This is a genomic window from Hyphomicrobium facile (genome assembly GCF_900116175.1).
GTDB classification, from domain to species: domain Bacteria; phylum Pseudomonadota; class Alphaproteobacteria; order Rhizobiales; family Hyphomicrobiaceae; genus Hyphomicrobium_B; species Hyphomicrobium_B facile.
Genome location: NZ_FPCH01000005.1, coordinates 39,896 through 64,285, shown reverse-complemented (window position 1 = coordinate 64,285; position 24,390 = coordinate 39,896). Strand labels below are relative to the sequence as shown.

At 60.9% G+C, this 24,390-nt stretch carries 21 protein-coding genes; 17 read left to right on the top strand and 4 right to left on the bottom strand.

Features of this window, described 5'->3' with window-relative positions:
* The first annotated feature begins 64 nt into the window (after window positions 1-64).
* The 6 genes from BM399_RS19820 to BM399_RS19795 all read left to right on the top strand — a co-directional run bounded on the left by BM399_RS19820 (window position 65) and on the right by BM399_RS19795 (window position 7,781).
* Entirely contained in the window at window positions 65-2,389 is a 2,325-nt protein-coding gene (locus BM399_RS19820) for a sensor histidine kinase NtrY-like (protein WP_177228227.1), read from the top strand.
* 32 nt (window positions 2,390-2,421) lie between these two features.
* Entirely contained in the window at window positions 2,422-3,822 is a 1,401-nt protein-coding gene (ntrX, locus tag BM399_RS19815; RefSeq protein WP_092869532.1) for a nitrogen assimilation response regulator NtrX, read from the top strand.
* 12 nt (window positions 3,823-3,834) lie between these two features.
* Window positions 3,835-4,695 (top strand): D-amino-acid transaminase, encoded by an 861-nt coding sequence (locus BM399_RS19810; RefSeq protein ID WP_092869531.1) that lies wholly within the window; start codon window positions 3,835-3,837, stop codon window positions 4,693-4,695.
* 185 nt (window positions 4,696-4,880) lie between these two features.
* Complete coding sequence (gene hfq, locus BM399_RS19805; protein ID WP_092869530.1) at window positions 4,881-5,129, top strand: RNA chaperone Hfq; 249 nt, start codon at window positions 4,881-4,883, stop codon at window positions 5,127-5,129.
* A gap of 110 nt (window positions 5,130-5,239) precedes the next feature.
* On the top strand, window positions 5,240-6,544 hold the full coding sequence (gene hflX, locus BM399_RS19800) for a GTPase HflX (RefSeq protein WP_177228232.1): 1,305 nt from the start codon (window positions 5,240-5,242) through the stop codon (window positions 6,542-6,544).
* A gap of 10 nt (window positions 6,545-6,554) precedes the next feature.
* Window positions 6,555-7,781, top strand: coding sequence for an FAD-dependent oxidoreductase (locus tag BM399_RS19795; protein WP_092869528.1), 1,227 nt, complete (start codon window positions 6,555-6,557; stop codon window positions 7,779-7,781).
* On the opposite strand, the gene mazG is transcribed toward BM399_RS19795, so the two are convergent.
* A complete protein-coding gene (gene mazG / locus BM399_RS19790) occupies window positions 7,778-8,680 on the bottom strand; it encodes a nucleoside triphosphate pyrophosphohydrolase (RefSeq protein WP_092869527.1) in 903 nt (300 codons plus the stop codon). The two genes, BM399_RS19795 and mazG, sit on opposite strands and share 4 nt — an antisense overlap.
* An 81-nt stretch (window positions 8,681-8,761) precedes the next feature.
* Window positions 8,762-9,367: a DUF2306 domain-containing protein gene (locus BM399_RS19785; RefSeq protein ID WP_244531397.1), complete on the bottom strand. Its 606-nt coding sequence runs from the start codon at window positions 9,365-9,367 to the stop codon at window positions 8,762-8,764.
* On the opposite strand from BM399_RS19785, the gene BM399_RS19780 reads away from it, so the two are divergent.
* From BM399_RS19780 to BM399_RS19760, 5 genes are all read left to right on the top strand, one after another.
* Window positions 9,345-9,938 (top strand): hypothetical protein, encoded by a 594-nt coding sequence (locus tag BM399_RS19780; RefSeq protein ID WP_244531396.1) that lies wholly within the window; start codon window positions 9,345-9,347, stop codon window positions 9,936-9,938. The genes BM399_RS19785 and BM399_RS19780 overlap by 23 nt on opposite strands.
* A gap of 82 nt (window positions 9,939-10,020) precedes the next feature.
* On the top strand, window positions 10,021-10,749 hold the full coding sequence (locus BM399_RS19775; protein ID WP_092869709.1) for a hypothetical protein: 729 nt from the start codon (window positions 10,021-10,023) through the stop codon (window positions 10,747-10,749).
* A gap of 20 nt (window positions 10,750-10,769) precedes the next feature.
* Window positions 10,770-11,114: a putative signal transducing protein gene (locus tag BM399_RS19770; protein ID WP_092869526.1), complete on the top strand. Its 345-nt coding sequence runs from the start codon at window positions 10,770-10,772 to the stop codon at window positions 11,112-11,114.
* Window positions 11,115-11,400: 286 nt separating this feature from the next.
* Window positions 11,401-12,249, top strand: coding sequence for a glycosyltransferase family 17 protein (locus BM399_RS19765; RefSeq protein ID WP_092869525.1), 849 nt, complete (start codon window positions 11,401-11,403; stop codon window positions 12,247-12,249).
* A 164-nt stretch (window positions 12,250-12,413) separates the two neighbouring features.
* Window positions 12,414-13,208, top strand: a complete 795-nt coding sequence (locus tag BM399_RS19760; protein WP_092869524.1) for a glycosyltransferase family 25 protein — start codon at window positions 12,414-12,416, stop codon at window positions 13,206-13,208.
* A gap of 185 nt (window positions 13,209-13,393) precedes the next feature.
* On the opposite strand, the gene BM399_RS19755 is transcribed toward BM399_RS19760, so the two are convergent.
* Window positions 13,394-14,923, bottom strand: coding sequence for a leucyl aminopeptidase (locus tag BM399_RS19755; RefSeq protein WP_092869523.1), 1,530 nt, complete (start codon window positions 14,921-14,923; stop codon window positions 13,394-13,396).
* A 478-nt stretch (window positions 14,924-15,401) separates the two neighbouring features.
* On the opposite strand from BM399_RS19755, the gene lptF reads away from it, so the two are divergent.
* The 6 genes from lptF (at window position 15,402) to rsmA (ending at window position 23,703) form a co-directional block, all read left to right on the top strand.
* Window positions 15,402-16,592 carry an LPS export ABC transporter permease LptF gene (gene lptF / locus BM399_RS19750; protein WP_092869522.1) on the top strand — a complete coding sequence of 397 codons (1,191 nt, stop codon included), beginning with the start codon at window positions 15,402-15,404 and terminating at the stop codon, window positions 16,590-16,592.
* Entirely contained in the window at window positions 16,589-17,683 is a 1,095-nt protein-coding gene (gene lptG / locus BM399_RS19745) for an LPS export ABC transporter permease LptG (protein ID WP_092869521.1), read from the top strand. Before lptF ends, lptG begins: the two co-directional genes overlap by 4 nt.
* A gap of 3 nt (window positions 17,684-17,686) precedes the next feature.
* Window positions 17,687-20,224 (top strand): LPS-assembly protein LptD, encoded by a 2,538-nt coding sequence (locus BM399_RS19740; RefSeq protein WP_092869708.1) that lies wholly within the window; start codon window positions 17,687-17,689, stop codon window positions 20,222-20,224.
* A 141-nt stretch (window positions 20,225-20,365) separates the two neighbouring features.
* On the top strand, window positions 20,366-21,700 hold the full coding sequence (locus BM399_RS19735; protein WP_092869520.1) for a peptidylprolyl isomerase family protein: 1,335 nt from the start codon (window positions 20,366-20,368) through the stop codon (window positions 21,698-21,700).
* A 102-nt stretch (window positions 21,701-21,802) separates the two neighbouring features.
* Window positions 21,803-22,819, top strand: a complete 1,017-nt coding sequence (pdxA, locus tag BM399_RS19730) for a 4-hydroxythreonine-4-phosphate dehydrogenase PdxA (protein WP_244531418.1) — start codon at window positions 21,803-21,805, stop codon at window positions 22,817-22,819.
* A complete protein-coding gene (gene rsmA, locus BM399_RS19725) occupies window positions 22,816-23,703 on the top strand; it encodes a 16S rRNA (adenine(1518)-N(6)/adenine(1519)-N(6))-dimethyltransferase RsmA (protein WP_092869518.1) in 888 nt (295 codons plus the stop codon). The genes pdxA and rsmA overlap by 4 nt, the downstream gene beginning before the upstream one ends.
* Here the strand turns inward: rsmA and gmk are convergent.
* Window positions 23,700-24,389, bottom strand: coding sequence for a guanylate kinase (gmk, locus tag BM399_RS19720; protein WP_092869517.1), 690 nt, complete (start codon window positions 24,387-24,389; stop codon window positions 23,700-23,702). The genes rsmA and gmk overlap by 4 nt on opposite strands.
* Window position 24,390: the final 1 nt, after the last annotated feature.

Genomic DNA, 24,390 nt, shown 5'->3' with positions numbered 1-24,390 from the left:
CGGTAATGGGCGGACGGTCAATTGGGAACGAATTCAGAGCAATAGTTGGATCGGTCGACAACTGATGAGCGCCAGCAACAGCGATGGCAAAGCCGACACGATCGCCCCGCGCGATAGGGTGCCCGCTGCTGCTTTGGTCGAGGAAGGGGCAACACCGCTGAACCCGTCCGACCGCGCATTCTGGTTCGGCCTCGGCGTCGTGCTGCTCTCTTTGATGTCTGCGCTCGTCAGCTATCTCATTCTGACGGGTTTAACCGCGATAACGCCGCGCAATGAATATGTCTGGACGGCGCTGGCGGTGAATGCCGTCCTCCTCGTTGCGATGTTCGGCACCATTGTCTGGCAAGCGCTCGGACTTCGCCGCGCGTGGAAGCAAAAGGTTCCTGGAGCGCGGCTGCACACGCGCATCGTCGCCCTCTTCACGCTGACGGCCGCACTGCCGGCCGTGCTGCTCGCCGTCGCCGCGACGACGACATTCTCCCGCTCGCTCGACGGCTGGTTCTCGGGGCGCACGCGCGCCATCGTCGAAAATTCCTACGACGTCGCGAAAGCCTACGTCGACGAGCACAGCCAGATCATCCGGACCGATATCGTCAACATGGTCCGCGATATCAATGGCGAGGCCGCGACACTCAAGGACGACCCCGACGCATTTCAGAAGTTTCTCATCGGCCAGGCAGGTCTCCGAGATCTGACGTCGGCCTACATCATCGACGGCGAAGGCGTACCGATCGTCCTTGCGCTCGATGATCCGAATTTGCCGTATGTCGTGCCGCCGCCCGCCGCAATTCAGCAGGCGGAATCCGGCCAGGTCGCATTATCGAAACCGTCGAGCGATTACCGGATTTCCGCGATCACCAAGATCGACAGCATGCCGGGGCGCTATCTCTACGTCGCCCGCGGCGTCAGTCCGAAGGTGATCAGTCATCTCCAGAGCACCGAGCAGAACGTCTATGAGTATACGCGGCTGAGGCAAGCCAAAGGCGGCCTGAAGGTCGCGCACGGCCTCATCTACTTCATGATCTCGATGACGTCTCTGCTAGCGGCAATCTGGGTCGGCATGTGGTTTGCGGGCAGGTTCGTCGCGCCGATCCGAAGGTTGATCGCAGGCGCGCAAGAAGTGTCGAAAGGCAATCTCGAATTCTCGCTGCCCGAGAAGCGGGGAGAAGGCGATCTGCGGCGCCTCTCGCATACGTTCAACGTGATGACGCGCGATTTGAAGCAGCAGCAGGACGCGCTGGTCACCACCAATGCGCAATTGACCGAACGGCGGAACTTCATCGAAGCCGTCCTGTCGGGCGTATCCGCCGGCGTCATCGGCCTCGACAGCGCCGACCGCATCACGCTCCTCAGCCGCTCCGCCGAACGCCTGCTCGGCTTCACGAGCGCGGAAGTCGTCGGCAAACCGCTGAAGGACGTCGTTCCTGACTTCGCTTGCATTCTTTCCTCCGCAGATGAGCCTGGTCTGAAGAGCAAGCAGTACGAAATCCAAAAGCAGATCGGCGACGAAGAGCGGACGTTCGCCGTCCGGATCACGCACGAGAGAGAGGGTGAGGGCGACGTCGGTTCCGTCGTCACGTTCGATGACATATCCGAACTCGTCCAGGCCCAGCGAACGAGCGCCTGGGCGGACGTCGCGCGGCGCATCGCCCACGAAATCAAAAACCCTCTCACGCCGATACAACTTTCAGCCGAGCGCCTGCGCCGGAAGTTCGGGACGCAGATTGGCGAGAACCGCGAGCTGTTCGAAACGCTGACGCAGACGATCGAACGCCAGACCGGTCAGATCAAAAGCATGGTCGACGAGTTTGCATCGTTCGCGCGTATGCCGCAGCCCGTCATGGCCGATCAGGATCTGAAACTCGCCGTGCAGGAACCGGCCGTCCTTTTCCGCGAAGGCCACAAGGACATAGACTTCAAGCTCGTCCTGCCGGATCGCCCGGTCACAGCGAATTTCGACATGCGGCTCATCTCGCAGGCCGTCACCAATCTCATCAAGAACGCGGCCGAGGCGATCGAATCCTACGGCGAAGCACAAGGCCGCCCGCCGGGCTATAAGGGCGAGATCGAGGTGCGGCTGGTATCCCTGACTGACCGCGTCGCGATCGAAGTCATCGACAACGGCATTGGTCTGCCAAAACAAAACCGTGCGAAGCTTTTGGAACCCTATGTTACGACAAGAGCCAAGGGCACTGGCCTCGGTCTCGCCATCGTGCAGAAAGTCGTCGAGCAGCACGGCGGCACGCTGGCCCTTGAGGATGCTCCTGTAAGCAATACGAGAACGCGCGGCGCTCTGGTCCGGCTGACATTGCCAGTGAAAGTCGGACCATCCCGCGAGATGACGACAGATCAAATTCGCGCCGCTGCCCACATCGCCGGCGGAGCATGAGATGAAACGCTTAACCCCCCAGGAGCGCAGCAATGTCAGCTGATATATTGATCGTTGATGACGAGGCGGATATCCGGGACCTGGTCGCCGGCATCCTACAGGACGAGGGCCACCGGACCCGGCTTGCGCGCGATAGCGATGAAGCTCTGCGCGCGATCGAAGACCGAAGGCCTCATCTCGTCGTCCTCGATATCTGGCTGCAGGGAAGCCGCCTCGACGGGCTCGAAGTCCTGACGGTGATGAAGCGGACGTATCCGGATCTCCCCGTCGTCATCATTTCGGGCCACGGCAACATCGAAACCGCCGTGACCGCGATCAAGCGCGGCGCTTATGATTATATCGAGAAGCCGTTCAAATCCGATCGCCTCATCCTCGTCGCGTTGCGCGCGCTCGAAGCATCTCAGCTGAAGCGTGAAGTGCGCGAGCTCAAGGAGCGCTCCGTCGTCTCCGCCGACATGATCGGCAAGTCACCCGCGATCAACCAGCTCAAGAACAACATCGACAAAGCAGGCCCGACGAACAGCCGCATCATGCTGCGCGGCGCGTCCGGTACTGGCAAGGAACTCGCAGCCCGCGTTCTCCACCAAAAATCGCTGCGCGCCGACGGACCGTTCGTCGTGCTCAACGCGGCAGCCATGGTGCCTGATCGCGTCGAAGACGAGTTGTTCGGAACGGAGGACCGAACGGGCGGCCCCCGGAAAGTCGGCGCTCTGGAAGAAGCGCACACCGGCACGCTCTACATCGACGAAGTCGCTGACATGCCGATGGAAACGCAGGGCAAGATCCTGCGCGTGCTCGTCGAACAGAAGTTCCTCCGTCTCGGCGGCTCGCAAAAAGTCTCGGTCGATGTCAGGATCATCTCATCGACCTCGCGCGACCTCGAGCAGGACATCCGCGAGGGCCGCTTCCGGGAAGATCTCTACCATCGCCTCAACGTCGTGACGCTCAGGGTGCCGAGCCTCGCCGAACGCCGGGAGGATATTCCCGAACTCATCCAGTATTTCATCGGCCAGGTCGCCCAGACGTCGGGCCTCGCGCCCCGCAGGATCGGTGAAGACGCCATCGCGGTGCTCCAGGCGCACGATTGGCCGGGTAACGTTCGCGAGCTGCGCAACAACGTCGAACGTCTTTTGATCCTCGCAGGCGGTGAGCCGAACGCCGCGATCACGGCCGACATGCTGCCCGATGAAATCGGCTCCAACGTGCCGTTGCCCGTCAATGGCGGCGCCGAACACCTGATGTCGCTTCCGCTCCGCGAGGCGCGGGAAATTTTCGAGCGTGAATACCTCCTGGCTCAGATCAACCGGTTCGGCGGCAACATCTCGCGAACCGCTGAATTCGTCGGCATGGAGCGATCGGCATTGCATCGAAAGCTCCGCGCGCTCGGCGTTTCCTCCGAGCAGCGCAGCGGCGACCTGAGATCGGCGTCCTAGGAGCGAGGTCGCTTGACACGCATCGTTTATGTCAATGGCGGCTACCGGCCCTATGCGCAGGCCGCCGTTCATGTCGAAGACCGCGGCTTCCAATTCGCCGATGCCATCTACGAGGTCATCGAAGTCCGCAACGGCGGACTGGTCGATGCACCCCGGCATCTCGCGCGTCTCGCCCGGTCGTTGAGTGAACTTGCGATCCCCGCGCCGATGTCGGAGAGCGCGCTGCGCCACGTCATTCATCAGGTGATCCGCCGCAATCGCGTCCGCGACGGCATCGTTTATATGCAAGTCTCGCGCGGCGCTGGGCCGAGGGACTTCGCACTTCCGTCTCCGGAAACCCCGCCGACGCTCGTCGTGCTCGCACGCACCCAGCGGCGGGGATGGGCGGCCGAACTCGCCGAAACGGGTATCAGTGTGAAGACCACCCCGGACAATCGGTGGGCGCGCTGCGATATCAAAACGGTGATGCTGCTGCCCGCCGTTCTGGCGAAGGACGAAGCACGCCGGGCCGGAGCCCGGGAGGCCTGGTTCGTGGACGCCGCCGGCAACGTCACCGAGGGCGCCTCCAGCAATGCCTGGATCGTCGCCTCCAACGGTTCGCTCGTCACCCATCCGCTCGACCATCACATTCTGCCCGGTGTAACCCGGGCGACCGTGATGGATGTTGCGAAAGGGGAGGGAATAAAAATTGAACAGCGGACCTTTACCCGGGAAGAAGTCTTGAAAGCCCGCGAGGCATTTGTGACATCGGCAACCAATATAGTCATGCCGGTTGTTAAAATAGATGGAGCTGCAATTGGGGATGGGCGGCCGGGGCCGCTTGCCCGCCAGCTGCGATTGAGATTTCATCAGGTTGCTGAATTTTCGGCATAAGGCAGGTGCGAACGTTGCCGCATTGTGCGAGGCAACAATGGATGTAGAGTGCGGCTCGCTTCGATCATCACCGCATTTCCTGGTGACCGCTGCATCGGTTCTTCGTTGCTTTCCACCGCAACAGCGCCGATCGAGTACGAGAAGACGCTAGAACAAGACGTCGAGATAAAAAACGGACAAAAAAAATGGCGGCTGAAAAACCTCAGAATCTGCAGGACACATTTTTAAATTATGTTCGCAAAAACAAAACGCCACTAACGATCTTCCTCATCAATGGCGTGAAACTCCAAGGCATCGTCAGCTGGTTTGATAATTTCTGCGTTCTCCTGCGCCGCGATGGTCACTCCCAGCTGGTCTACAAGCACGCAATCTCCACGATCATGCCTGGCGGCCCAGTCAATCTGAACGACCAGGACGAAAGCCCAGCCGGTTGACCTCGCGCTCTAAAGACGGCGAGGGCGAAAAGAGCGAAGGCGGACGAAATCGCGAACGTCGGCGTGTCTCGAAGGAGACGAGAGCGCCGAGGACGCGAACGCTCGTTGTCGTGCCCGCATGGAAGCGGCAGCCGAAGCCCAAGACCGCGCAGCCGGCCAAATCTTCCGCACAGATACACACGCCGGAAAATCGCCTGGCCGAAGCCGTCGGCCTGGCCCGAGCCATCGAACTCGACATCATCGACTCGACGATCGTGCCGGTCTCCGAACCCCGGCCGTCGACATTGCTCGGATCGGGCAAGGTCGAAGAGATCAAGGATCTCGTCGCGGAACTCGAAATCGGTCTCGTCGTCATCGATTACAACATCACGCCGGTGCAGCAGCGCAATCTCGAGAAGGCGTGGAACGCCAAAGTTCTCGATCGCACCGGACTGATCCTCGAAATATTCGGCGCCCGCGCCAGAACACGCGAAGGCGTGCTGCAGGTCGAACTCGCGCATTTGACCTATCAAAAAGGCCGCCTCGTTCGCGCCTGGACCCATTTGGAACGCCAGCGCGGCGGCGGCGGCTTTCTCGGCGGCCCCGGCGAAGCCCAGATCGAACTCGATCGCCGTATGCTCCAGGACCGCATCGATGCGATCAAGCGCGACTTGGCCGACGTTGTAAAAACGCGTGATCTGCATCGCAAAGGACGGCGTAAAGTCCCGTATCCCATCGTCGCGATCGTTGGCTATACGAACGCGGGGAAGTCGACGCTCTTCAATAAAATCACCGGCGCCGGCGTCGTCGCGATGGATCAGGTTTTCGCGACGCTCGACCCCACGATGCGCGAAGTGAAGCTTCCCAGCGCCCGGCGGATCATCCTGTCCGACACGGTCGGTTTCATCTCTGATCTCCCGACCATGCTGGTCGCCGCCTTCCGCGCGACGCTCGAAGAAGTCGTTGAAGCCGATCTCATTCTTCACGTGCGCGACATCGCACACGAAGAAACCGAAGCGCAGGCGCAGGACGTCGAGAAGGTGCTGGCCGATCTCGGTATCGATACCTTGCCCGTGGATAGTCACCTTCTCGAAGTCTGGAACAAGATCGATCTTCTGCCTGCGGAGCGTCGGGCGGAGCTGCAACACGAAGTGCACCGCAACGCCCGCCCGCCCGTGCTCGTCTCGGCGCAGACGGGCGAGGGCATGGCGCCGTTGCTGCATACGATCGATGAGCGCCTCGGCGCCTTCGACGAAATTCTCGACGTGATCCTGCCGGGAAGCAATGGCGCGCTTCTCCATTGGCTTCACGAGACATGCGATGTTCTCGCAAGGGAAGCGCGCAAGGATGGCAGCATCGAATTGCGTCTCCGTGTGCCGAGCGAAAAGAAGGCGCGCGTAATCGGGCATCTTCGCAAGGCGGGGATATCGGTCTAAGCTCGTCCCCGTGGATGAGCGCGTCACATGTTGCATTGCGGGCGGCGGTCCCGCGGGGATGATGCTGGGTGTGCTTCTGGCGCGCGCCGGCGTTGCCGTGACCGTGCTCGAGAAACACAAAGACTTTCTTCGCGATTTTCGTGGCGATACAATTCATCCGTCAACGCTGCAGCTGATGGAAGAACTCGGCTGGCTCGACGATTTTCTGAAGCTTCCGCACCAGGAAGCGAAGAGCATCTACGGGCAGTTCGGTGACACGCGTCTCGAGATGGCGAACTTCTCGCATCTCCCGATCACGACGAAATTCATCGCGCTGATGCCGCAATGGGATTTCTTGAACTTTCTCGCTGAGAAGGGCCGCGCCTATCCGAAATTCAGCCTGTGGATGAACGCCGAAGCAAGGGGCCTCGTTTTCGACGGTGATCGTGTATCCGGTGTGAAGGTCAAGACGCCGGAAGGCGCCGTGACCATCAATGCCGATCTCGTGGTCGCAGCCGACGGACGCTCATCCGTTCTGCGCGGTGCCGCCGGCCTCGTAAGCGAGGACTTCGGCGCGCCGATGGACGTGATGTGGTTCCGTCTGCCGAGGCTCCCACCCGACACCGAGGAAACGCAAGGCCGCTTCGATGCCGGGCACATCTTCGTTATGCTGCAGCGGGGAGATTACTGGCAGTGCGCCTACGTCATCCCGAAAGGCGGCGATGCGAGAGTGCGTGCCGCCGGCCTCGCCGCTTTCCGCAAATCGGTCGGCGCCCTTCTGCCGTTCGACGCCAAGCGCGCCGATGCCATTCCCGACTGGGACCACGTCAAGCTTCTGACGGTCGTCGTCGATCGGCTGAAGACGTGGGCTCGCCCCGGTTTCCTCTGCATAGGTGACGCCGCGCACGCAATGAGCCCCGTCGGCGGTGTCGGCATCAACCTCGCTGTTCAGGACGCCGTCGCCGCCGCAAATCTCCTGTGGCAGCCGCTCAAGACGGGCCGCTTGACGTTCGAAGATCTGGAAGCCGTGCAGAAGCGCCGCGAGTTCCCGACGCGCGCGACGCAGCGTCTGCAACTCGCAGTCCAGAACGCGGTGATCGCAAAGACGCTGAGCGCCAGCGGCCCGATAACGCCGCCGCTGATCATACGGCTATTGACGCGGCTGCCGTTTGTTTCCCGGATCCCGGCGCGCCTTTTGGGCCTCGGATTTCGCCCCGAGCACGTTACCGAAGCTATAAGAAACGCGAAGGGGGCCTAGCGTTTCTCAAGCGCTTTCGCCTCATCCCAAAGCGCATCCATTTCGTCGAGCGAAGACTGCGACGGGGATTTGCCGCGCTCGGCGAGCGCCTTTTCGATATGAGCGAACCGCCGGACGAACTTGTCGTTGGCACCGCGCAACGCAGCCTCGGGATCGAGCTTCAGATGCCGCGCGATGTTCGCCATCACAAAAAGCATATCGCCGAATTCTTCTTTGACCGCCTCCGGCAACTCCACGTCGGGGTGCCGGTCGCCGGACGCAACCGAAAACTCCCTTCTCGGGTCCGCAGGTAACGCCACTTCTTCGAGCTCGGCGACTTCTTCTTTCAGCTTTTCAAACACCGGCTGAAGGTTCGCCCAGTCGAAACCAACCCGCGCGGCTTTGTCCTGCAACTTGACCGCGCGCGTCAAAGCCGGAAGCCCAACCGGAACGTCGGCCAGCGTTGCGGACTTGTGCGCAACCTGCGAGCCCGCGTCCGCCATGCGCGATCGCTCCGCAGCTTTCTCGGCGCGCTCAGCCGCTTTGATCTCCTCCCACGTCGCTTTGACCTGAGACGGGTCCCGCGCCGCGCCATCGCCGAAGACATGAGGATGCCGCCGGATCATCTTCTTCGTGGAGGACTCGACGACGTCGCCGAATGCGAACGAGCCCTGCTCCTCTGCGATGCGCGAATGATAGACGACCTGCAAAAGGAGATCCCCAAGCTCGTCCTTGAGATCGACCAGATCCTTGCGCGCGATCGCATCGGCAACTTCGTAAGCCTCCTCGATCGTGTAGGGCGCAATCGTCTCGAAGGTCTGCTCGAGATCCCAAGGGCAGCCCGTTTTGGGCGTCCTGAGCGCCGCCATGATTTCGATCAGCCGAGCAATGTCGCGCGATGGTTTGAGTGGTGCCGCCATGTCCGTCCTCTTTGGATCGGGCGGACAGTAGACGACCACGAAAGGATCGACGAGAGCCGGTCCTGCGGCTATGTCGCCCGGCTATCGAGCCAAACTGGCCGAAATGAACCGCGGATTGCTCAGGACTATTCCCAAGGGAACCATCCAGCCGATCCATGCCGCGAGCGCATAGACAGGGTCGAACGGCAGGCGGAGCACAATCGAAGCCCCCGTAATCACGCGGAACCAGACGGCGCCGGTCGTCACTGCAACCATCGCCATCACAAAATGCGCGTGGCGGGGAATGTTCCGCTGGCGGATCGCGATGAAGGCCGATCCGAACAGGTAAAGCCAGACGAGACCTTGCACGAAAAATCCAGCCCGCGCCAACGCCGGCGAATGGCTCATGATGGCGACAGGTAACGACGTAAGCCCCCCAATCACCACAAATACGCCCAACAGCCGGCCAAGCGGTCTGTGAAGCTCGGGCCGATGTCGACACGCGATGACGATAGGCGCGATCAGCAACGCCATTGCCGACGACAGCATGTGCGCAGGAAATAGAAACGGCGCGCGACCGGCGAGTACGAACATTTCATAGGGCAACGCGATGAGGCCGGTACCTGAACCGATCGCGACCGCTCCAACGGGAATTATGAGGAAGCCGATGATCGAAAAAATCGCGATGCGAAGAACGAGCCTCGACAATTCGCCGGGGCCCGAAGTGGTGGGCGCCGTAACGCTTGCAGCCGCAGGAGTTGTCGTCGCCATATCGGTCATCGCGGTCATCATCGTCTGCGGTTTTGGCGGCTCTGCGGCGGCCGGCGATGAAGCGGCGACAAAAGTCGAAGAAATCGCGCCGGTATCGCTCGCCGGCAGATGGAGCGGCCACTATTACGGCTACGGCCGGAACGGCGACGCGCAAGACTGCGGCGAAGATGGCTGCGCCCTGACGTACGATATCGTTGCGTGCAAGGACGGCTGGTGCGGGATCGCAATCAAGGACGACAACTCTTGTGGAGAGGTCGCCGTCCATCTCGCGACCGACGCTGCCCAAGGCGAGGGCGCCTTCAAGGGCAAGCTCGAACTCGCGAAAGGCGCTGCGCCCTATGCGATCGAAGCCTGGTACAGAACCGACGAGGAAAGTAAAATCGGCCAGCTGCATCTCCTCGGCGATACCGGCCCTGAGCTTCTGCTGTTCCGCCGGTCCTATCCGTTCGAGGCGAACTTCGCACGGGCAGGCGATGCAACTTGCAAAGCGGATAAGGCGACGAGCTGAGGGCACCGGCGCGTCCCCGGACTCGCAACTCCCGTTGCCGAGCCGCGCGGCTCTGCTAGTCTCGATGGCGGAGCGGGGACAGATGCACATAATCTTCAACGGCCTGATGATGGCGCTCGAGCTGGCGGCAATTTTCGCCGTCGCCTGGACGGGCTTCACGGCGCCGTTGGTCTTCGCAGCCGGCACGGCGCTGTTGGCGCTCGGCGTCGGCGCGGCACTGGAGATCGCCCGCCTCAGATACGAATTCCCGTTCTATTTCGACCGGCCGCCGGGTCGCTCGATGATCGTCATCGTGACGGTCGGGGCGCTGGAGGCGATAACGAAGGCCGTGCTTGCGGGCGTCGTCGGGCTTCTGACATTTCTCGGCACCGATCAGGAGCGGCTGAAGTTCGTTGCCGTGATTTTCGCCATCTCGCTCTTTCTCGGCGTGCAGGCCGTCCGGTTCCTGATGGACCGGCTGAAGGCCCGTCCGATGCGCTGGGGCTATTTCCGGCTCGCGGCGCCACTCGGATTGTTGTTTTCCGCTGGCCTGACATTCCTGCCGGCGCCCGGCATCACCGAGCTTGCAAAGCGCGCCGCGTTCGATCTTCCGACGAAGCCGACGATGGAGCAGGCGAGCGAGTTTCTCTTCCTGCTGAAACAGAGCTTCGACGAGATCGTCGTCCGTATGCTGTCCTGGGTGTTCGATCCGGCGCTGGCGCAGGCGATCGGAGCCGTCGTGTCGGTCAACATGCTGTCGGGCTTTGTCATAGCGCTCTACGCCGTGTTGATCGCGGAAGGCATCAGGACACTCGAACGCCGCGAACCGTGATTTGACCTTGAGGCCGAGAGATGCCGCATGTGATCGCTCACACCAGCTTGATGCTTCCGGAGATCCTCGTCATCGAGAGTCTGCTCGGGGCACACGGCATTCGCTTCGTGACGGCGGGTAAGGATATCGTCACGCAATGCCCGCACTTCGCGGTGCACTTTGGCGGAATTTCGATCCTCGTCGAGGAGGACGATTTTGAAAATGCTCGAACGTTGATTGCGGATACCCGCGACGTCCCGGGCTACAAATCCATCGAAAGTGACGGCTTCGAGAAACACCCCATCCGCAACGCGGTGCTTACGTTCCTCGTCCTGATCATGGGGGCCCCATTTCCGTTCTGGTACCGAAGAGCGGGGCTCGCGTAGCGCAGCGAATTAATTGCTAGGCAAGACGGTGATGCTCTTGATCGCCAAAGGCATGCAAACGCCCGGACGCCGGGAGCCATAATAGCCGGGCAATCATCTGCAGGACGATTATATGCAACGCTAGCAGTGCATTGTCCTCAGCATGCATCTTGTTTCATCTTTCAAGAATTCGGCCTGGGTGATAGCCTCGTGGCTCGGGGGAGTATCACCGGCTTGGGCGGCGGGCCTGCCCTTTTGAAATCACGCAATTACGAGAAGTCCGCATCGAGAATGACGGGTAATCGTGATGCTCTTCGATTGCTTCAGCTTTTTCAACGAGCTCGATTTGCTCGATGTGCGGCTGCACGAGCTTCACCCGCTCGTCGATTATTTTGTGCTCGTCGAAGCGCGCCGGACATTTCAGGGAGAGCCGAAACCGCTCTATTACGCTGAGAATGCCGATCGCTTCCGAAGCTATTCCAACAAGATCATCCCCATCGTCGTCGACTTTCCGGAGACGTCCGACGCCTATGGATTGGATACGAAGCCGCTCGATGCGAATTGGGCACGTGAGCACTATCAGCGCAATCAGATTGCCAAGGGATTAGCCAAAGCCACGGCAAACGATTTGATCATCGTGTCGGACGTCGATGAAATCCTGAACGCGACGGCGTTGAGACGCGCACTCAACGAGCGCAAGCCGGGAGAGCTGACGATCTTCGAGATGCCGGTCTACCGCGGCTCCGCCAATCGCCGGGTGAGGAGCCTCGTGTGGGATAAGGGACCACGTCTCATCGAGTACCGGCTATTTCCGGGTGCGCAACGTCTTCGCCTGACCAAGATCTGTGCGTCGAACCGGTTCAGAGGCACGGCGCTTGAGCGCCTTCACGCCAGAACTTGGAATTGGATCAACACCGGCATCTCGGCTCCGGTGCGCGTCATCCCGGATGCCGGTTGGCACATGACAAGCTTGGGGGATTGGGAGGCTTGGCGTCGTAAGGTCGAGTCGTACGCCCATTCGGAACATAGATCGATGGGGAGCTTCCAGTGCCCGGATGAGTACGCGAAGTATCTCAACAAAGACACCGACATCGTAGGCCTTGCCGAGCTGCCGGATTTCATCCGCCAGAACCCCGGCAGATTCAGCCTAGCCTAGGCGCCGCTCAAGGTCGCACGATATATCCGCTCCGATCGCCTCCACCCAGCGCTAACCGCGCCTGCGGATATTGGGCAATTACCAAAATTGCGCTCTCTTATTCTTATTCTCAGCATGCGTTTAATTTGATATGGCGTATCCGGAGTAATAAGCGGGGCGTACTGATGATGCCGATACCTATATTTCTGATCAATCTCGACCGCTCTGAAGAGCGGCTGGCATATATGCAAAGGCAGTCAGTTGAGCTTGGCTTTCAAATGGAGCGCATTCGTGCTGTGGAGGGGCGGAACGTCCCGGAATGGCTCCGGAACGAATTCGCCGGTAGCGTGCGCATGAGTGATGGGCAAGTCGGCTGTTATGCGAGCCACTTGGTGGCTGCGCGCACGATTGTTGCCAACGATCTGCCTTGCGCGATCGTGCTCGAGGACGATGCCGAACTATCTGCCGATTTCTGTGCGGTCGCCTCTGAGGCTGTCGCGAGTATGCCTGCAGATTGGGACTACTTGCATTTGTGTACGCGCTTCAAAAAGACCGTCGTCAGGGTTGCCGATATCGACAGAAAGCATAGCCTCGTCCGCTATCCGTTAGCGCCCTCGAGAACGACTGCTTATGTTCTTTCGAACTCCGGAGCGCGGAAATGGCTTGCGCCAATGCAGCGCGCACGCGCTATCGATTTGGACAATCGATTTGCGTGGCTGCAGGACTTGAAGGTCTACGGCGTGTTTCCCGCCATCGCCGCAGAGCGCGGAGGGGTTGTCTCGACGATAATCCCGACCATCGGTCGCAAATCCCCGCGTCGGCAGGTGCCGTCATTTTTCTCGATGGCTTACGGAATGTTCTGGACGATGCGGGAGATCGGTACGGCCACCTATCTAAAGGCCGTGGCGCTCGATACCGTCAATTCGCTGCGCAAGCATGCAACAGGCGTGGCTCGTGTGTCCGTCATCGGGCGTCGCTAAGATAATTCGATGATCTCCGGATTCCGTCAGAAGCTGCATGATCGGCGCATCTCAATTTCGCATAATATATATTATGGAAACAAAGTGGTGAACCGCCATATGTATCAATACGATACGACGAATCCACCAAGCTGCAATTTCCAAAAACTGAGATCAGCCCAGCCAAGATCCCGGCGTGACCGAACCTACTTCTCGGCTTTCTCGTGATGCTCCGCGACGAAGGCATTGAGTAGCCTCACACCCCAGCCGGCGCCCCAGCTCTGGTTCGTGTCGTTGCGGCTGCCGTCCATCGCGGTACCGGCGAGATCGATGTGGCTCCAGGCCGTGTCCTTCTGCACGAAGCGCTGCAGGAAGGCTGCGGCGGTTGCAGCACCCGCCCAGCGCCCGCCGGCGTTCTTCATGTCGGCGTTCTTGGAATCCATCATCTTGTCGAATGCCTTGTCGAGCGGCATGCGCCAGACTTTCTCGCCGGTCGCGCGTGATGCCGACAGCAACTCGTCCGCAAGCTTGTCATCGTTCGAGAACAGGCCCGCATACTCTTTGCCGAGAGCGACCATGATGGCGCCGGTCAGCGTGGCGAGATCGATGACGACCTTCGGCTTGAACTGTTCCTGCGCGTACCAGAGGACGTCGGCGAGCACGAGGCGGCCTTCGGCATCGGTGTTGATGACTTCGATCGTCTGGCCCGACATGGACTTCACGATGTCGCCCGGACGAACCGCGTTGCCGGACGGCATGTTCTCGACGCAGCCAATGAGCCCCACGGCGTTGACGTTCGCCTTGCGCTCCGCGAGAGCGTGCATCGTTCCGATCACGGCGGCCGCGCCGCCCATGTCGCCCTTCATGTCCTCCATGCCGGCGGCAGGCTTGATCGATATGCCGCCGGTGTCGAAGACGACGCCCTTGCCGACAAAGCAAACCGGCTTCTGCTTCTTGTTGCCCTTGGCGCCGTTCCAAACCATGACGGCAAGGCGAGACGGCCTGACGCTTCCCTGACCCACGCAAAGAAGCGAGCCCATGCCGAGCTTTTCCATGTCCTTGACGTCGAGGATCTCGACGCTGACACCGAGCTTTTCGAGTGATTTTGTCTTCTCGGCGAGTTCGACCGGTCCGAGAATATTTGCGGGCTCATTGACGAGATCGCGAGCCACGTTGACGCCGTTGGCGACAGCCTTCAGCGGCTGGAATGCCGCTTTCGCCTTGTCGGGATGCGGCACGTGAATGACGAGCTTCTTCAAGCCGTCCTTGTCCGCGCCGTCTTCCCCGGATTTCTTCGTCAGGTACTTTTTGAAGTTGTAGTGACGAAGAAGAGCGCCCTGAGCAATCAGCGCGCCCGCTTCATCGGCGGAGACATTGCCCGCGGTTTCCGCGTCGACGATCACGCTGGCCGCCGACGTCTTGCGATTTTGAATGGCACCCAAGATCGCGCCGCCGAGATCGACGAGTTGCAGATCGGTGAGCGTCGCGGACTTTCCGAGACCGCCGATGATCAGCCTGTCGATGCCAAGCTTGGCCGGCGCCAGAATCTCGATCGTCGACTTGTATTTGCCTTTGAAATCTGCGGCAGCTGCAGCCTTGCTCAGCGCGCTTGCGGATTTCGTCTCGAGCTCACGAGCCCGGGAGCCAAGAACCAAGCCATCGCCCGCCAATGCGACGGTGACAGATTCAGTCTCGGCGTTGAGCGGCGCGAACGTGACTTCGAGGCGGTCGGACATTTTCAAAGCAACTCCAGGTTAAGAGGTGATCGGGGCCAGGGATTCGGGACCAGGGATTAGGGGCCAAGGATTAGGGGACAGAGACTTGAGACGAGGGATTTGAGATCTGAGATTCGAGGCCGGGATTGAAGGCCGGGGATGAAGATAGGATACCGGGACGCGGACGCCGATCCGCGGGTTTTCCCACCCTGTCACGGCAGCGACAGAAGGGGCAAGCACCGGTGGTTAGGCGGCACAACTTAGTCGTTCACGAATGCGTGGCAAGCGAGCCTTTGTAAACGCCCTTCCCTCCAAGGCGCTTTCGCGATCTAAGCAATTGTGCCGAAAGAACGATTTTTGCTATCGGCCGAACGGCCAGGAAACGGCGAACAGCCGAAATTCCGCCACTGTGCTATGGGAGCCGGACGTATCCCCACAGGAGCCGGTGATGGGGAGGTTGCTTCGGCGGGGTGGCCGGAGGGGGGAGAGCGGCTAACGCATGCGAATTTTTTCGAGATATGTCTTCCGGCAAGCCGCGGGCTCTTTTGCGCTCATCCTCGCGTCGTTGACGGGGATCGTCTGGATTGCGCTGGCGCTGCGCCAGTTCAACGTCGTGACCAGCCAGGGTCAGGACACCTGGATGCTCGTCAAGATGACGTCCCTCGCCGTCCCGAATCTCATGGCGATCATCGCGCCGTTTTCGTTTTTGATCGCAGCCCTTCACACGCTCAATCGCCTGAATACCGATAGCGAGCTCATCGTCCTCTCGGCGGCAGGTTCCAAAGTCTGGACAGTGGCTCGGCCGTTGATCCTGCTGGCTTTGCTCGTCAGCATCTTTCTCGCGTTCGTCGGCCACCTCGCGCAGCCGTGGAGCATGCGGCTGTTGAGCGATTATCTGGTGCAGGTCAGAAGCGACCTGCTGACCCAAGTCATCCAGCCCGGGCGCTTTTCCAGTCCCGAGCCCGACCTGATGTTCCATATTCGCGACCGCTCGGCAGATGGCGAACTGCTCGGGCTTGTCATGCACGATACCCGCGACAAGTCGCAGTCTCAGAGCTATCTCGCCGAGCGCGGAACGATCGTGAAGCAGGACGGAACGGCCTATCTCGTCATGTCGACCGGCCACATCCTCCGGCGGACGGATGCCGACGCCCCGCCGCAGATCGTGGCGTTCGACAAATACGTCGTTGACCTCGACCGGTTCGAATCCCAGGACGACGGCTCGGGCGAAAAAAAGCCCCGTGAGCGGTATTGGGATGAACTCGTGCACCCGAGCCCGGACTCGAAGATATTCAGGAATTCCCCCGGTCAGTTCCGCTCCGAAATTCACGAGCGGCTGGTCGGACCGCTGTATCCGATCGCGTTTGTGTTCATCATCGTCGCCTTCGTGGGCCAGGCGAGATCCACCCGCTCGAGCCGGATGCAAAGCCTTGTCCTGACATTCCTTTTCGCCGCCACCTGCCGAATGGCCGGGTTGGCATTGAACAGTGCCGTGACGCGGGACGCCTCGATGCTCGTCGCCCTCTACGGGGTCCCGATCGGAGCCATCGTTCTGTCGCTGATCATCATCAAGCGCTCCGACCGGCAGAGATCGGGCGTCTCGATCTTTGGACGCGTGGCCGATGCGATGACGGGTACGTTTGAAACCGTTCTTCGTCTCGTCGTGCCGCGCCGGAAGGTGGCGCCATGATCCGCTCCTTCACACTCTCGCGCTACATCGCCCGGTTGTTCTTCGTTGCGATTGCATCCACCCTCGCCGTTTGCGCGCTCCTGATCTTCATGATCGACTTCGTCGAGTTGCTTCGCCAATCGAGCAAGTACGGCAACGTTCCCGTTGGAACGCTCGTCGGAATTGCCCTGCTCCGCCTCAGCGCCTACGTCGAATTTCTGATCGGCTTCGCAGTCCTCGTCGGCACGATCAGCGCCCTCCTCTACCTCAACCGCAAAAGCGAACTCGCCGTCATGCGCGCCGGCGGCATGTCCGTTTGGCAATTCCTGGCGCCTGGGTTGACCGTCGGACTTCTTGTCGGGGTCTTCGCCGTGACCGTCTACAACCCGCTTGCCGCCCGCGGCCGGGCGAAATCCGAACAGGTGTTCGCCAAGGCTTTCGGCAACGATACCAATCTCTTGCGCGCCCAAGGTGGCGGCTCCTGGATCACGCAGAACGGTGTCGACGGGGAATCGGTTTTGGGTGCAGCCGCCGCATCGAACCGGGGACTGACCCTCACCGGCGTCATGATATTTGCTTATGATCGCGAAGGGCATTTCTCCGAGCGGGTGGACGCGACCCAGGCCGAACTCAAAGACGGCTATTGGCAGCTGACGGATGCCTGGGTTTCCCGCCTCGGCCAGCAGCCCGAAAAATTCACGTCCTACCTCGTCTCGACCTACCTCACGCCCGACCGGGTCCAGGAGGCTCTCGGCACGGTTTTCTCGGTCTCCTTCTGGGATTTGCCGGAGCTGATAGAAGCTGCTGATAAGGCGAAACTTTCGACCGAGCGGCTCAGGGTGCAGTACGAGTCCCTTCTGGTTCGTCCTTTGCTCTGTGTGGCAATGGTCCTTTTGGCGGCAACTGTGTCATTGCGGTCATTCCGCTCAGGTGGCATCCAGACTATGGTTACGACTGGAATGGTCGGTGGGGTCGGGTTCTTCTTGCTCTCGGAAATCGCGAGACAAATTGGCATCGCAGGTTTGGCGCCGGCGTGGGCCGCGGCATGGTTGCCCGTTGCCCTGGTTTTAATCATCGCAACCACGGTGCTGTTGCACCAGGAGGACGGTTGAGTGATGCGTGAAGGGCGGATACCGCAAGAGGGTTGCGGGCCGTTAAGCGAGGGTTCCAGCGGCCGTCAGGCGCGCAGGGCCGCTCGTGCGCTTCTGCGCGTCCTCGCCATCACCTGCATTGCGGCCGTCGCGAACCTTGGTCACGCCCAACTTGCCTACGCTCAAGACAGCGACCTGGGCACCAACGGCAACGGACTGCAGAAGAAGAAAAACAAGTCGTCGTTCGGGGCCGCAAATTCGCCCGGCACGATCTTCGGCAAGGTCAACACGAATATCGATCGCGCCCAGCCCATGCGCTTGCAGGGCGACCAGCTGATCTATGACAAATCCGGCGATCGCGTAATTTCGCGCGGCAACGTCGAAATCTTCTACAACAACTACATCCTGACCGCTGACGAAGTCGTCTACGACCAGAGCGGCGGCACGCTGACGGCTGTCGGCAACGTCACGCTGAAAGAACCTCAGGGCAACATCGTCCACGCCGACCGCTACACCCTGACCGATGACTTCCGCGACGGTTTCGTGTCGGCGCTGTCGATCGTCTCGGCCGACAAGTCCCACATCTCAGCCGACCGCGCGACGCGCCGCGAAGGCAACATCACCGAATTCGAGAACGGCAAATTCACGCCGTGCCAAAGCGACGGCAACACGCCTCCCCTTTGGTGCATCAGCGCCGCGCGCATCATTCACGATCAGGAAGCCGCGACCCTCACCTACCAGGACGCCTATTTCCAGATCTACGGACAGCCGATCTTCTATCTGCCGTACTTCCAGAGCCCCGACCCGTCGGTGAAGCGCAAGTCCGGGTTCTTGACGCCTGACTATGGCCACTCGTCGACGCTCGGCTACATCACCGGTATTCCCTATTTCTGGAATCTCGCGCCGAACTACGACGTCACGTTCGAGCCGCTCTACATGAGCGACCAGGGCCTCTTCCTGAAGGGCGAGTGGCGCCATCGTCTGGCCAACGGCGAGTACACCGTCAAACTCGCGGGCATCGATCAGAACTTCAAAGATCTGCCTGGCGACCAGGCAGCCAATGAGAAACTCGACGGCTTCCGCGGCAGCGTCGAGACGCACGGCCTGTTCTCGTTGTCGAGCTGGTGGAAATTCGGCTGGGATGCGATCATCGAAAGCGACGATCAGTTCCGCCGCTTCTATAAACTCGACAGCGTTCTCGTGACCGATCGCGTCAATCAGGTCTACCTGACAGGGCTGTCGGATCGGAACTACTTCAGCGCCAGGCTTTATCAGTTCGGCGGCCTGTTGACGGACGACACGCCGAGAACCGAAAGCTACACGCATCCCATCATCGACTACAATTACGTGTTCGCCGACCCGGTTGCCGGTGGCGAACTCAAATGGAATACCAACGTCCTGAGCTTCACCCGCGCGGACGGTACGATCGCTGATCCTCTGACCAATCCCCGCAAGACCGACCAGAACATCAATCGGGTCATCACCGAGCTCAAATGGCGCCGCCGCCTGACCGACTCGATCGGCATCAGCTACACGCCGTTCGCCGACGTCCGCGGCGATATCTATGGCTATGATAACGTTACGAACCCTCAATCGGTCGTGCTCAACGCTGATGGCACCGAGGTTGCATCGTCCCAGCAATTCTCGTCGACGGTCACGCGCGGCATCGTCGACGGCGGTGTCCTCGTATCGTATCCCTGGGTGGCCAACGAACCGCGCGGATCGCACATCATCGAGCCCATCGGGCAAGTTGTCGTGCACCAGGAAAGCCTTCCGCAACGCCGGCTGCCCAACGAAGACGCCCAGAGCCTCGTTTTCGACGACACCAACCTGTTCGCGACCTCGAAGTTTTCGGGCTACGACCGCATTGAAACGGGTACGCGCGTCAATGCCGGTCTGCAGTACACTTTCCAGTCCAACGACGGTGGTTATGCGCGGTTCTTGGCGGGCCAGAGCTATCAGCTGTCGGGCGACAACGCCTATTTGTTCCCGGGCCGGACCGACGACGGCAACTTCACCTTTAATCCCGCCAACGGCCTTGAGACGCGGAACTCCGACTACGTCCTCGGCGCCTATTTCGCCCCCATCGGCGATTTCAGGATCATTTCGCAGAGCCGGTTCAACCAATCCACGCTCGCTTTGAGACGCCAGGATCTTGCCGCGGTCGCCAAATACGGGCCGTTGTCGGTTCAGACCGGCTATTCATATGACGCCGCCGCGTTGTTCACGAACCCGGATGATCCCGACGTGATCGCAACTCCGACGCGCCTCGAGGAAATCCTGGGCGCGGCGACCTTGCAGCTGACCAACCGTTGGAGCCTCGGTGGCTCGACGCGGTACGACCTCGAGACCGGCAATTTCCGCTACGATAGCGTCAGCATCAAATATGCCGACGAATGCTTCGTGCTGACCGCGTCGTATATCCAGTCGAACTACCAGGATCTCTCGATCGAGCCGGACCAGACCGTCATGCTGCGGTTCGAATTTAAGCATCTCGGGGATTTTGCAGCGACGACCGGCAATCTCGACTTCAACATGGGCGGCGACCAGCGTACGAACTGATCCGGCCGCCCGCGTTCCGGCCTTCGAACCCAAGGGGAACCGGATTTTGGCCACTCTTGATGTGGATAAGGCCCGGGCATCGGGCGTGGCTGCGGTATCCTGACGTCCGCGCCGATTCGGACTTATGGATGTCGTAAAAGCATGCCCTCGCCACGGACCATTGCCGCTCAACTTCCCTCGCTAGCTGGGCGATGCGGCCTCGCGGGCCTCGCGAGCGTCGCCTTTTCGTTCGCCGTCGCGGCGCAGGGCGGCACAGTTGCGGTAACCGGCGACGGCACGTCGTCTCTACCGAAGCCGGCTGTAGGTGACACGGCCACCGGAGGATCTACCGATCCGCAGGGCAAAGGCAAAAATCAGAAGAAGAAGTCGCCAACGGCCGCGGCCAGAGAGGCGGTCGGCCATGATTCCACGCCCCCCTCGAGCGACCAGCGCGCGATCGCCGCTCTCGTGAACGACGAGCCGATCACCGGCTACGAGATCGAGCAACGCGCGATGATGCTGAGCGGCACGAATATTCAGAACCAGGCCAAAGCCAACTTCGAAGCCATCATCAAAAACCCGAAGACGTCCGAGCGCCTCAAGGCGCTGCTTCAGGAAACGGTGAAGGCGAACGAGGGAAAATCGCGCGACGAGATCATCGCAATTTTCGAGCGCCGCAAAAAAGACTTTGGCATGAGCCTGCAGAAGCAGGCTTTCGAAAGCGCCAGGAATTCAGCTCTGCCCGCGATGAAGAAGCAGGCCGTCGAAGAACTCATCGATGAACGGCTGAAGATGCAGGAAGCGAAAAAGCAGAGCGTCACGATCGAAGATGCCGAGGTCGACCGGATCATTTCCGGCATTGCAGAACGAAATAAAATGACGGTCGACCAATTCGCGAAGCAGATGGGCGGCACCCTCGACCCGATCAAGTCCCGCATCCGGGCCACGCTCTCTTGGAATGAAGTCGTTCGCCGCCGCTTTGGTCCGCTGATCAACGTCACCAACAGAGACGTCGATAAGCTCGTCGCGGCCACCTCCGTCGCCGGCAACGACGACGTCGAACTGCAGGTCCAGCGCGTCAAGATAGCGATGCCCGTCAAGATCGATGAAAAGGGCGTCGCCGAACGCATTCAGCAGGCCGATAAGCTTCGCTCGAAATTCTCCGGCTGCCAGACGACGGCAGCAGCGGCGACCGGCGTCCCCGGTGCCACGTTCGAGGATCTTGGAAAACGCCGGCCGTCCACCATTTCTGAACCGACCCGCACGCTTCTCGTCAACGCGGCCGACGGTGAGATGCTGCCGCCGAACGTGAGCGAAGGGGCGATCGAGCTTTGGGTCGTTTGCGGACGCACCGTGGTGAAGGCAGTGGACGAAAAGCGCAACCAGGCCGAAGGCGAACTCAAGCAGAAGGAGTTCGAGCTGATGGCCAAGCGCTATCTCAAAGACCTTCGCGAGGACGCCCACATCGAGTACCGGATAAATGTCGGCTCCCGCTAAGGGGACGAGCGCGAACCTGGTACACGCCACATGACACTGACGCCCAAATCACCGGCGCCCCAGAACCGGGCGCCCCCGAAACTGTCGCCCCACACACTGCCTATGGCACTGACGATGGGCGACGCCGCAGGCATCGGCCCCGAACTCGCCCTCCAGGCCTGGAAAGACCGTTTCCACGATCGATTACCTAAGTTCGTACTCTACGCTGACGTCGATATGATGCGCGCCGTCGCTCGCTCGGCCGGCGTCGACGGAAGCCTCATCGTGCCCGTGACAGACGCGTTGGCCGCCGCCAAGGTTTTCGACGACGCGCTGCCCGTCATCCCAATTCCGCTCGCAGAACCCGCAACGCCCGGTGCGCCCACTGTCGCCAATGGCCCCGCAACGATCCTCGCCATCCGCCGCGCCGTCGCCGATGTCGCCGCGGGACGCGCGTCCGCGGTCGTGACAAACCCGATCGCGAAGTCGGTGCTCTACGGCGCAGGCTTCGAGTTTCCCGGACATACCGAGTATCTGGGCGCGCTCGCGGCAGAATTCTGGCCGGGAGAGCCGTCCGCCCCCGTGATGATGCTCGCCTCGTCTGAGTTGCGCGTGGTCCCGTTGACGATTCACGTGCCCCTGAAGGACGTCCCTTCCCTTCTGACATTCGATAAAATCGTCGAAACCGCACGGATCATGGCGGCATCGCTCAAACGCGACTTCGGCATCCCCAATCCCCGCATCGCCGTTGCGGGGCTTAACCCGCACGCGGGCGAAGACGGCGCACTCGGTTCCGAAGATGCCGAGATCATACGGCCGGCTGTCGAAGCCCTGAGAGCGGAGGGGCTTGACGTGACGGGCCCCCACGCCGCCGATACGATGTTTCACGAGGCGGCGCGAAAGACCTATGATGCAGCGCTCGCCATGTATCACGATCAAGGATTGATCCCGATCAAGACGCTCAGCTTCGACGAAGGGGTCAACGCCACGATCGGCCTCCCGTTCGTCCGCACCTCACCCGATCACGGGACGGCATTTGCAATCGCCGGCAAAGGGCTCGCTTCGGCGGCAAGCCTCAAAGCCGCTTTGAAACTCGCTGGCGAGATGAGCGCACGCAGATCTCTCGCGTCCGCATCATGAAAGCCCCCGCGCCCGTTCACCGTGAAGGCCCCGATGGACTGCCGCCACTCCGCGAGGTCATCGAACGCTATGGCCTCAGCGCCAAGAAATCTCTTGGCCAGAATTTTCTGCTCGACCTCAATCTGACGCGCAAGATCGCGCGCCTCGCCGGCAATTTGAGCGACCGCACCGTTGTCGAAGTCGGCCCTGGACCCGGCGGCCTGACCCGCGCGCTTCTGATCGAAGGCGCGAAACGCGTCATCGCAATCGAACGCGACGATCGCTGTCTCCCAGCGCTTGCCGATATTTCGGCGCGCTTCCCGGGACGGTTGGACGTCCACGCGGACGATGCCCTCGAAGTCGATTGGCCGAAACTGCTGGAAGGCGCCGGCCCCGTAACGGTCGCGGCGAACCTTCCCTACGGCATCGCCTCGCTGCTTCTCGTGAACTGGCTCGAAACCGAGCCCTGGCCGCCGTGGTACGACCGCATGGTGCTGATGTTCCAGCGCGAGGTTGCCGAACGCATCGTCGCCACGCCGAAGTCCAAGGCTTACGGCCGGCTCTCCGTTCTGGCGCAGTGGCGAACCGAAGCGAAGATCGTCCTCAATCTGCCGCCGGAGGCTTTCACGCCGCCGCCGAAAGTTGCATCAGCCATTGTCGAGTTTCGCCCGCGGGCAAAGCCGGAACCCGCCTGCCGCGTTGCGACGCTAGCGCGCGTGACGGGCGCCGCCTTCGGTCAACGCCGGAAGATGCTGCGTTCGAGCCTGAAGCAATTGACGCCGTTTCCTGAGCTTCTTCTCCAGCGCGCAGGCCTCTCGCCCGAAAAGCGCGCGGAAGAACTCTCCGTTTCGGACTTCGCTCGTCTCGCGGTGGTTCTGGACGAGGCCGGCGCGGCGAACGATTAAAGCGCCGATTGCAATTTGCGAACGAAGTCGGATAGCCCCAAGAGCCGCGCCCGCTTCAACCGTTCCGCTGAGAGGATCGCCAGCGCCGCAGCGGTGCTCTGCTCGATCTCGGAGTTGACGATTACATAATCGTATTCCGGCCAGTGGCTGATCTCGGAAGATGCCGCCGCCATGCGTTTCGCAACGACGTCCGCCGGATCCTGTGCACGCGATTTCAACCGGCCCTCGAGCACGTCGCCCGACGGCGGGAGAACGAACACCCGCACGACGTCTCCCGGCATCTTGCCCGACAACTGCTGTGCGCCCTGCCAGTCGATATCGAACAGAACGTCCTTGCCCTGGCGAATGGCATTTTCGACGGGCGCGTGCGGCGTGCCGTAAAAATTGTCGAAGACGCGCGCCCATTCGAGAAGCTCGCCCCGCTCCTTCATGCCTTCGAATGTCGCGTGGTCGACGAAATGATAGTCGACACCATCCGTTTCGCCGGGCCGTGGTTGGCGCGTCGTAACCGAAACCGACATCTCGATGTTGTCGTCGGCCGCGAGCACGCGTCGGGCAAGCGTCGTTTTCCCCGCGCCCGACGGCGACGACACGATGTAGAGCAATCCCCGGCGCGCGATGCTAGGCCGCGCAACGTCCTTGTTGTTTGGATTGCCGTTCGAATTGTCCGCGGTGTTTTTGGTCATT

Coding starts and splice junctions, on each gene's coding strand:
- BM399_RS19755 (WP_092869523.1), bottom strand. CDS start 14,923: ATGTCCGACCGCCTCGAAGTCACGTTCGCGCCGCTCAACGCCGAGACT.
- BM399_RS19760 (WP_092869524.1), top strand. CDS start 12,414: ATGATGCCGATACCTATATTTCTGATCAATCTCGACCGCTCTGAAGAG.
- BM399_RS19775 (WP_092869709.1), top strand. CDS start 10,021: ATGCACATAATCTTCAACGGCCTGATGATGGCGCTCGAGCTGGCGGCA.
- BM399_RS19780 (WP_244531396.1), top strand. CDS start 9,345: ATGCGAAGAACGAGCCTCGACAATTCGCCGGGGCCCGAAGTGGTGGGC.
- hfq (WP_092869530.1), top strand. CDS start 4,881: ATGGCGGCTGAAAAACCTCAGAATCTGCAGGACACATTTTTAAATTAT.
- ntrX (WP_092869532.1), top strand. CDS start 2,422: ATGTCAGCTGATATATTGATCGTTGATGACGAGGCGGATATCCGGGAC.
- rsmA (WP_092869518.1), top strand. CDS start 22,816: ATGAAAGCCCCCGCGCCCGTTCACCGTGAAGGCCCCGATGGACTGCCG.
- BM399_RS19820 (WP_177228227.1), top strand. CDS start 65: ATGAGCGCCAGCAACAGCGATGGCAAAGCCGACACGATCGCCCCGCGC.
- BM399_RS19765 (WP_092869525.1), top strand. CDS start 11,401: ATGCTCTTCGATTGCTTCAGCTTTTTCAACGAGCTCGATTTGCTCGAT.
- gmk (WP_092869517.1), bottom strand. CDS start 24,389: ATGACCAAAAACACCGCGGACAATTCGAACGGCAATCCAAACAACAAG.
- lptF (WP_092869522.1), top strand. CDS start 15,402: ATGCGAATTTTTTCGAGATATGTCTTCCGGCAAGCCGCGGGCTCTTTT.
- pdxA (WP_244531418.1), top strand. CDS start 21,803: ATGGCACTGACGATGGGCGACGCCGCAGGCATCGGCCCCGAACTCGCC.
- BM399_RS19735 (WP_092869520.1), top strand. CDS start 20,366: ATGCCCTCGCCACGGACCATTGCCGCTCAACTTCCCTCGCTAGCTGGG.
- BM399_RS19770 (WP_092869526.1), top strand. CDS start 10,770: ATGCCGCATGTGATCGCTCACACCAGCTTGATGCTTCCGGAGATCCTC.
- BM399_RS19740 (WP_092869708.1), top strand. CDS start 17,687: ATGCGTGAAGGGCGGATACCGCAAGAGGGTTGCGGGCCGTTAAGCGAG.
- lptG (WP_092869521.1), top strand. CDS start 16,589: ATGATCCGCTCCTTCACACTCTCGCGCTACATCGCCCGGTTGTTCTTC.
- mazG (WP_092869527.1), bottom strand. CDS start 8,680: ATGGCGGCACCACTCAAACCATCGCGCGACATTGCTCGGCTGATCGAA.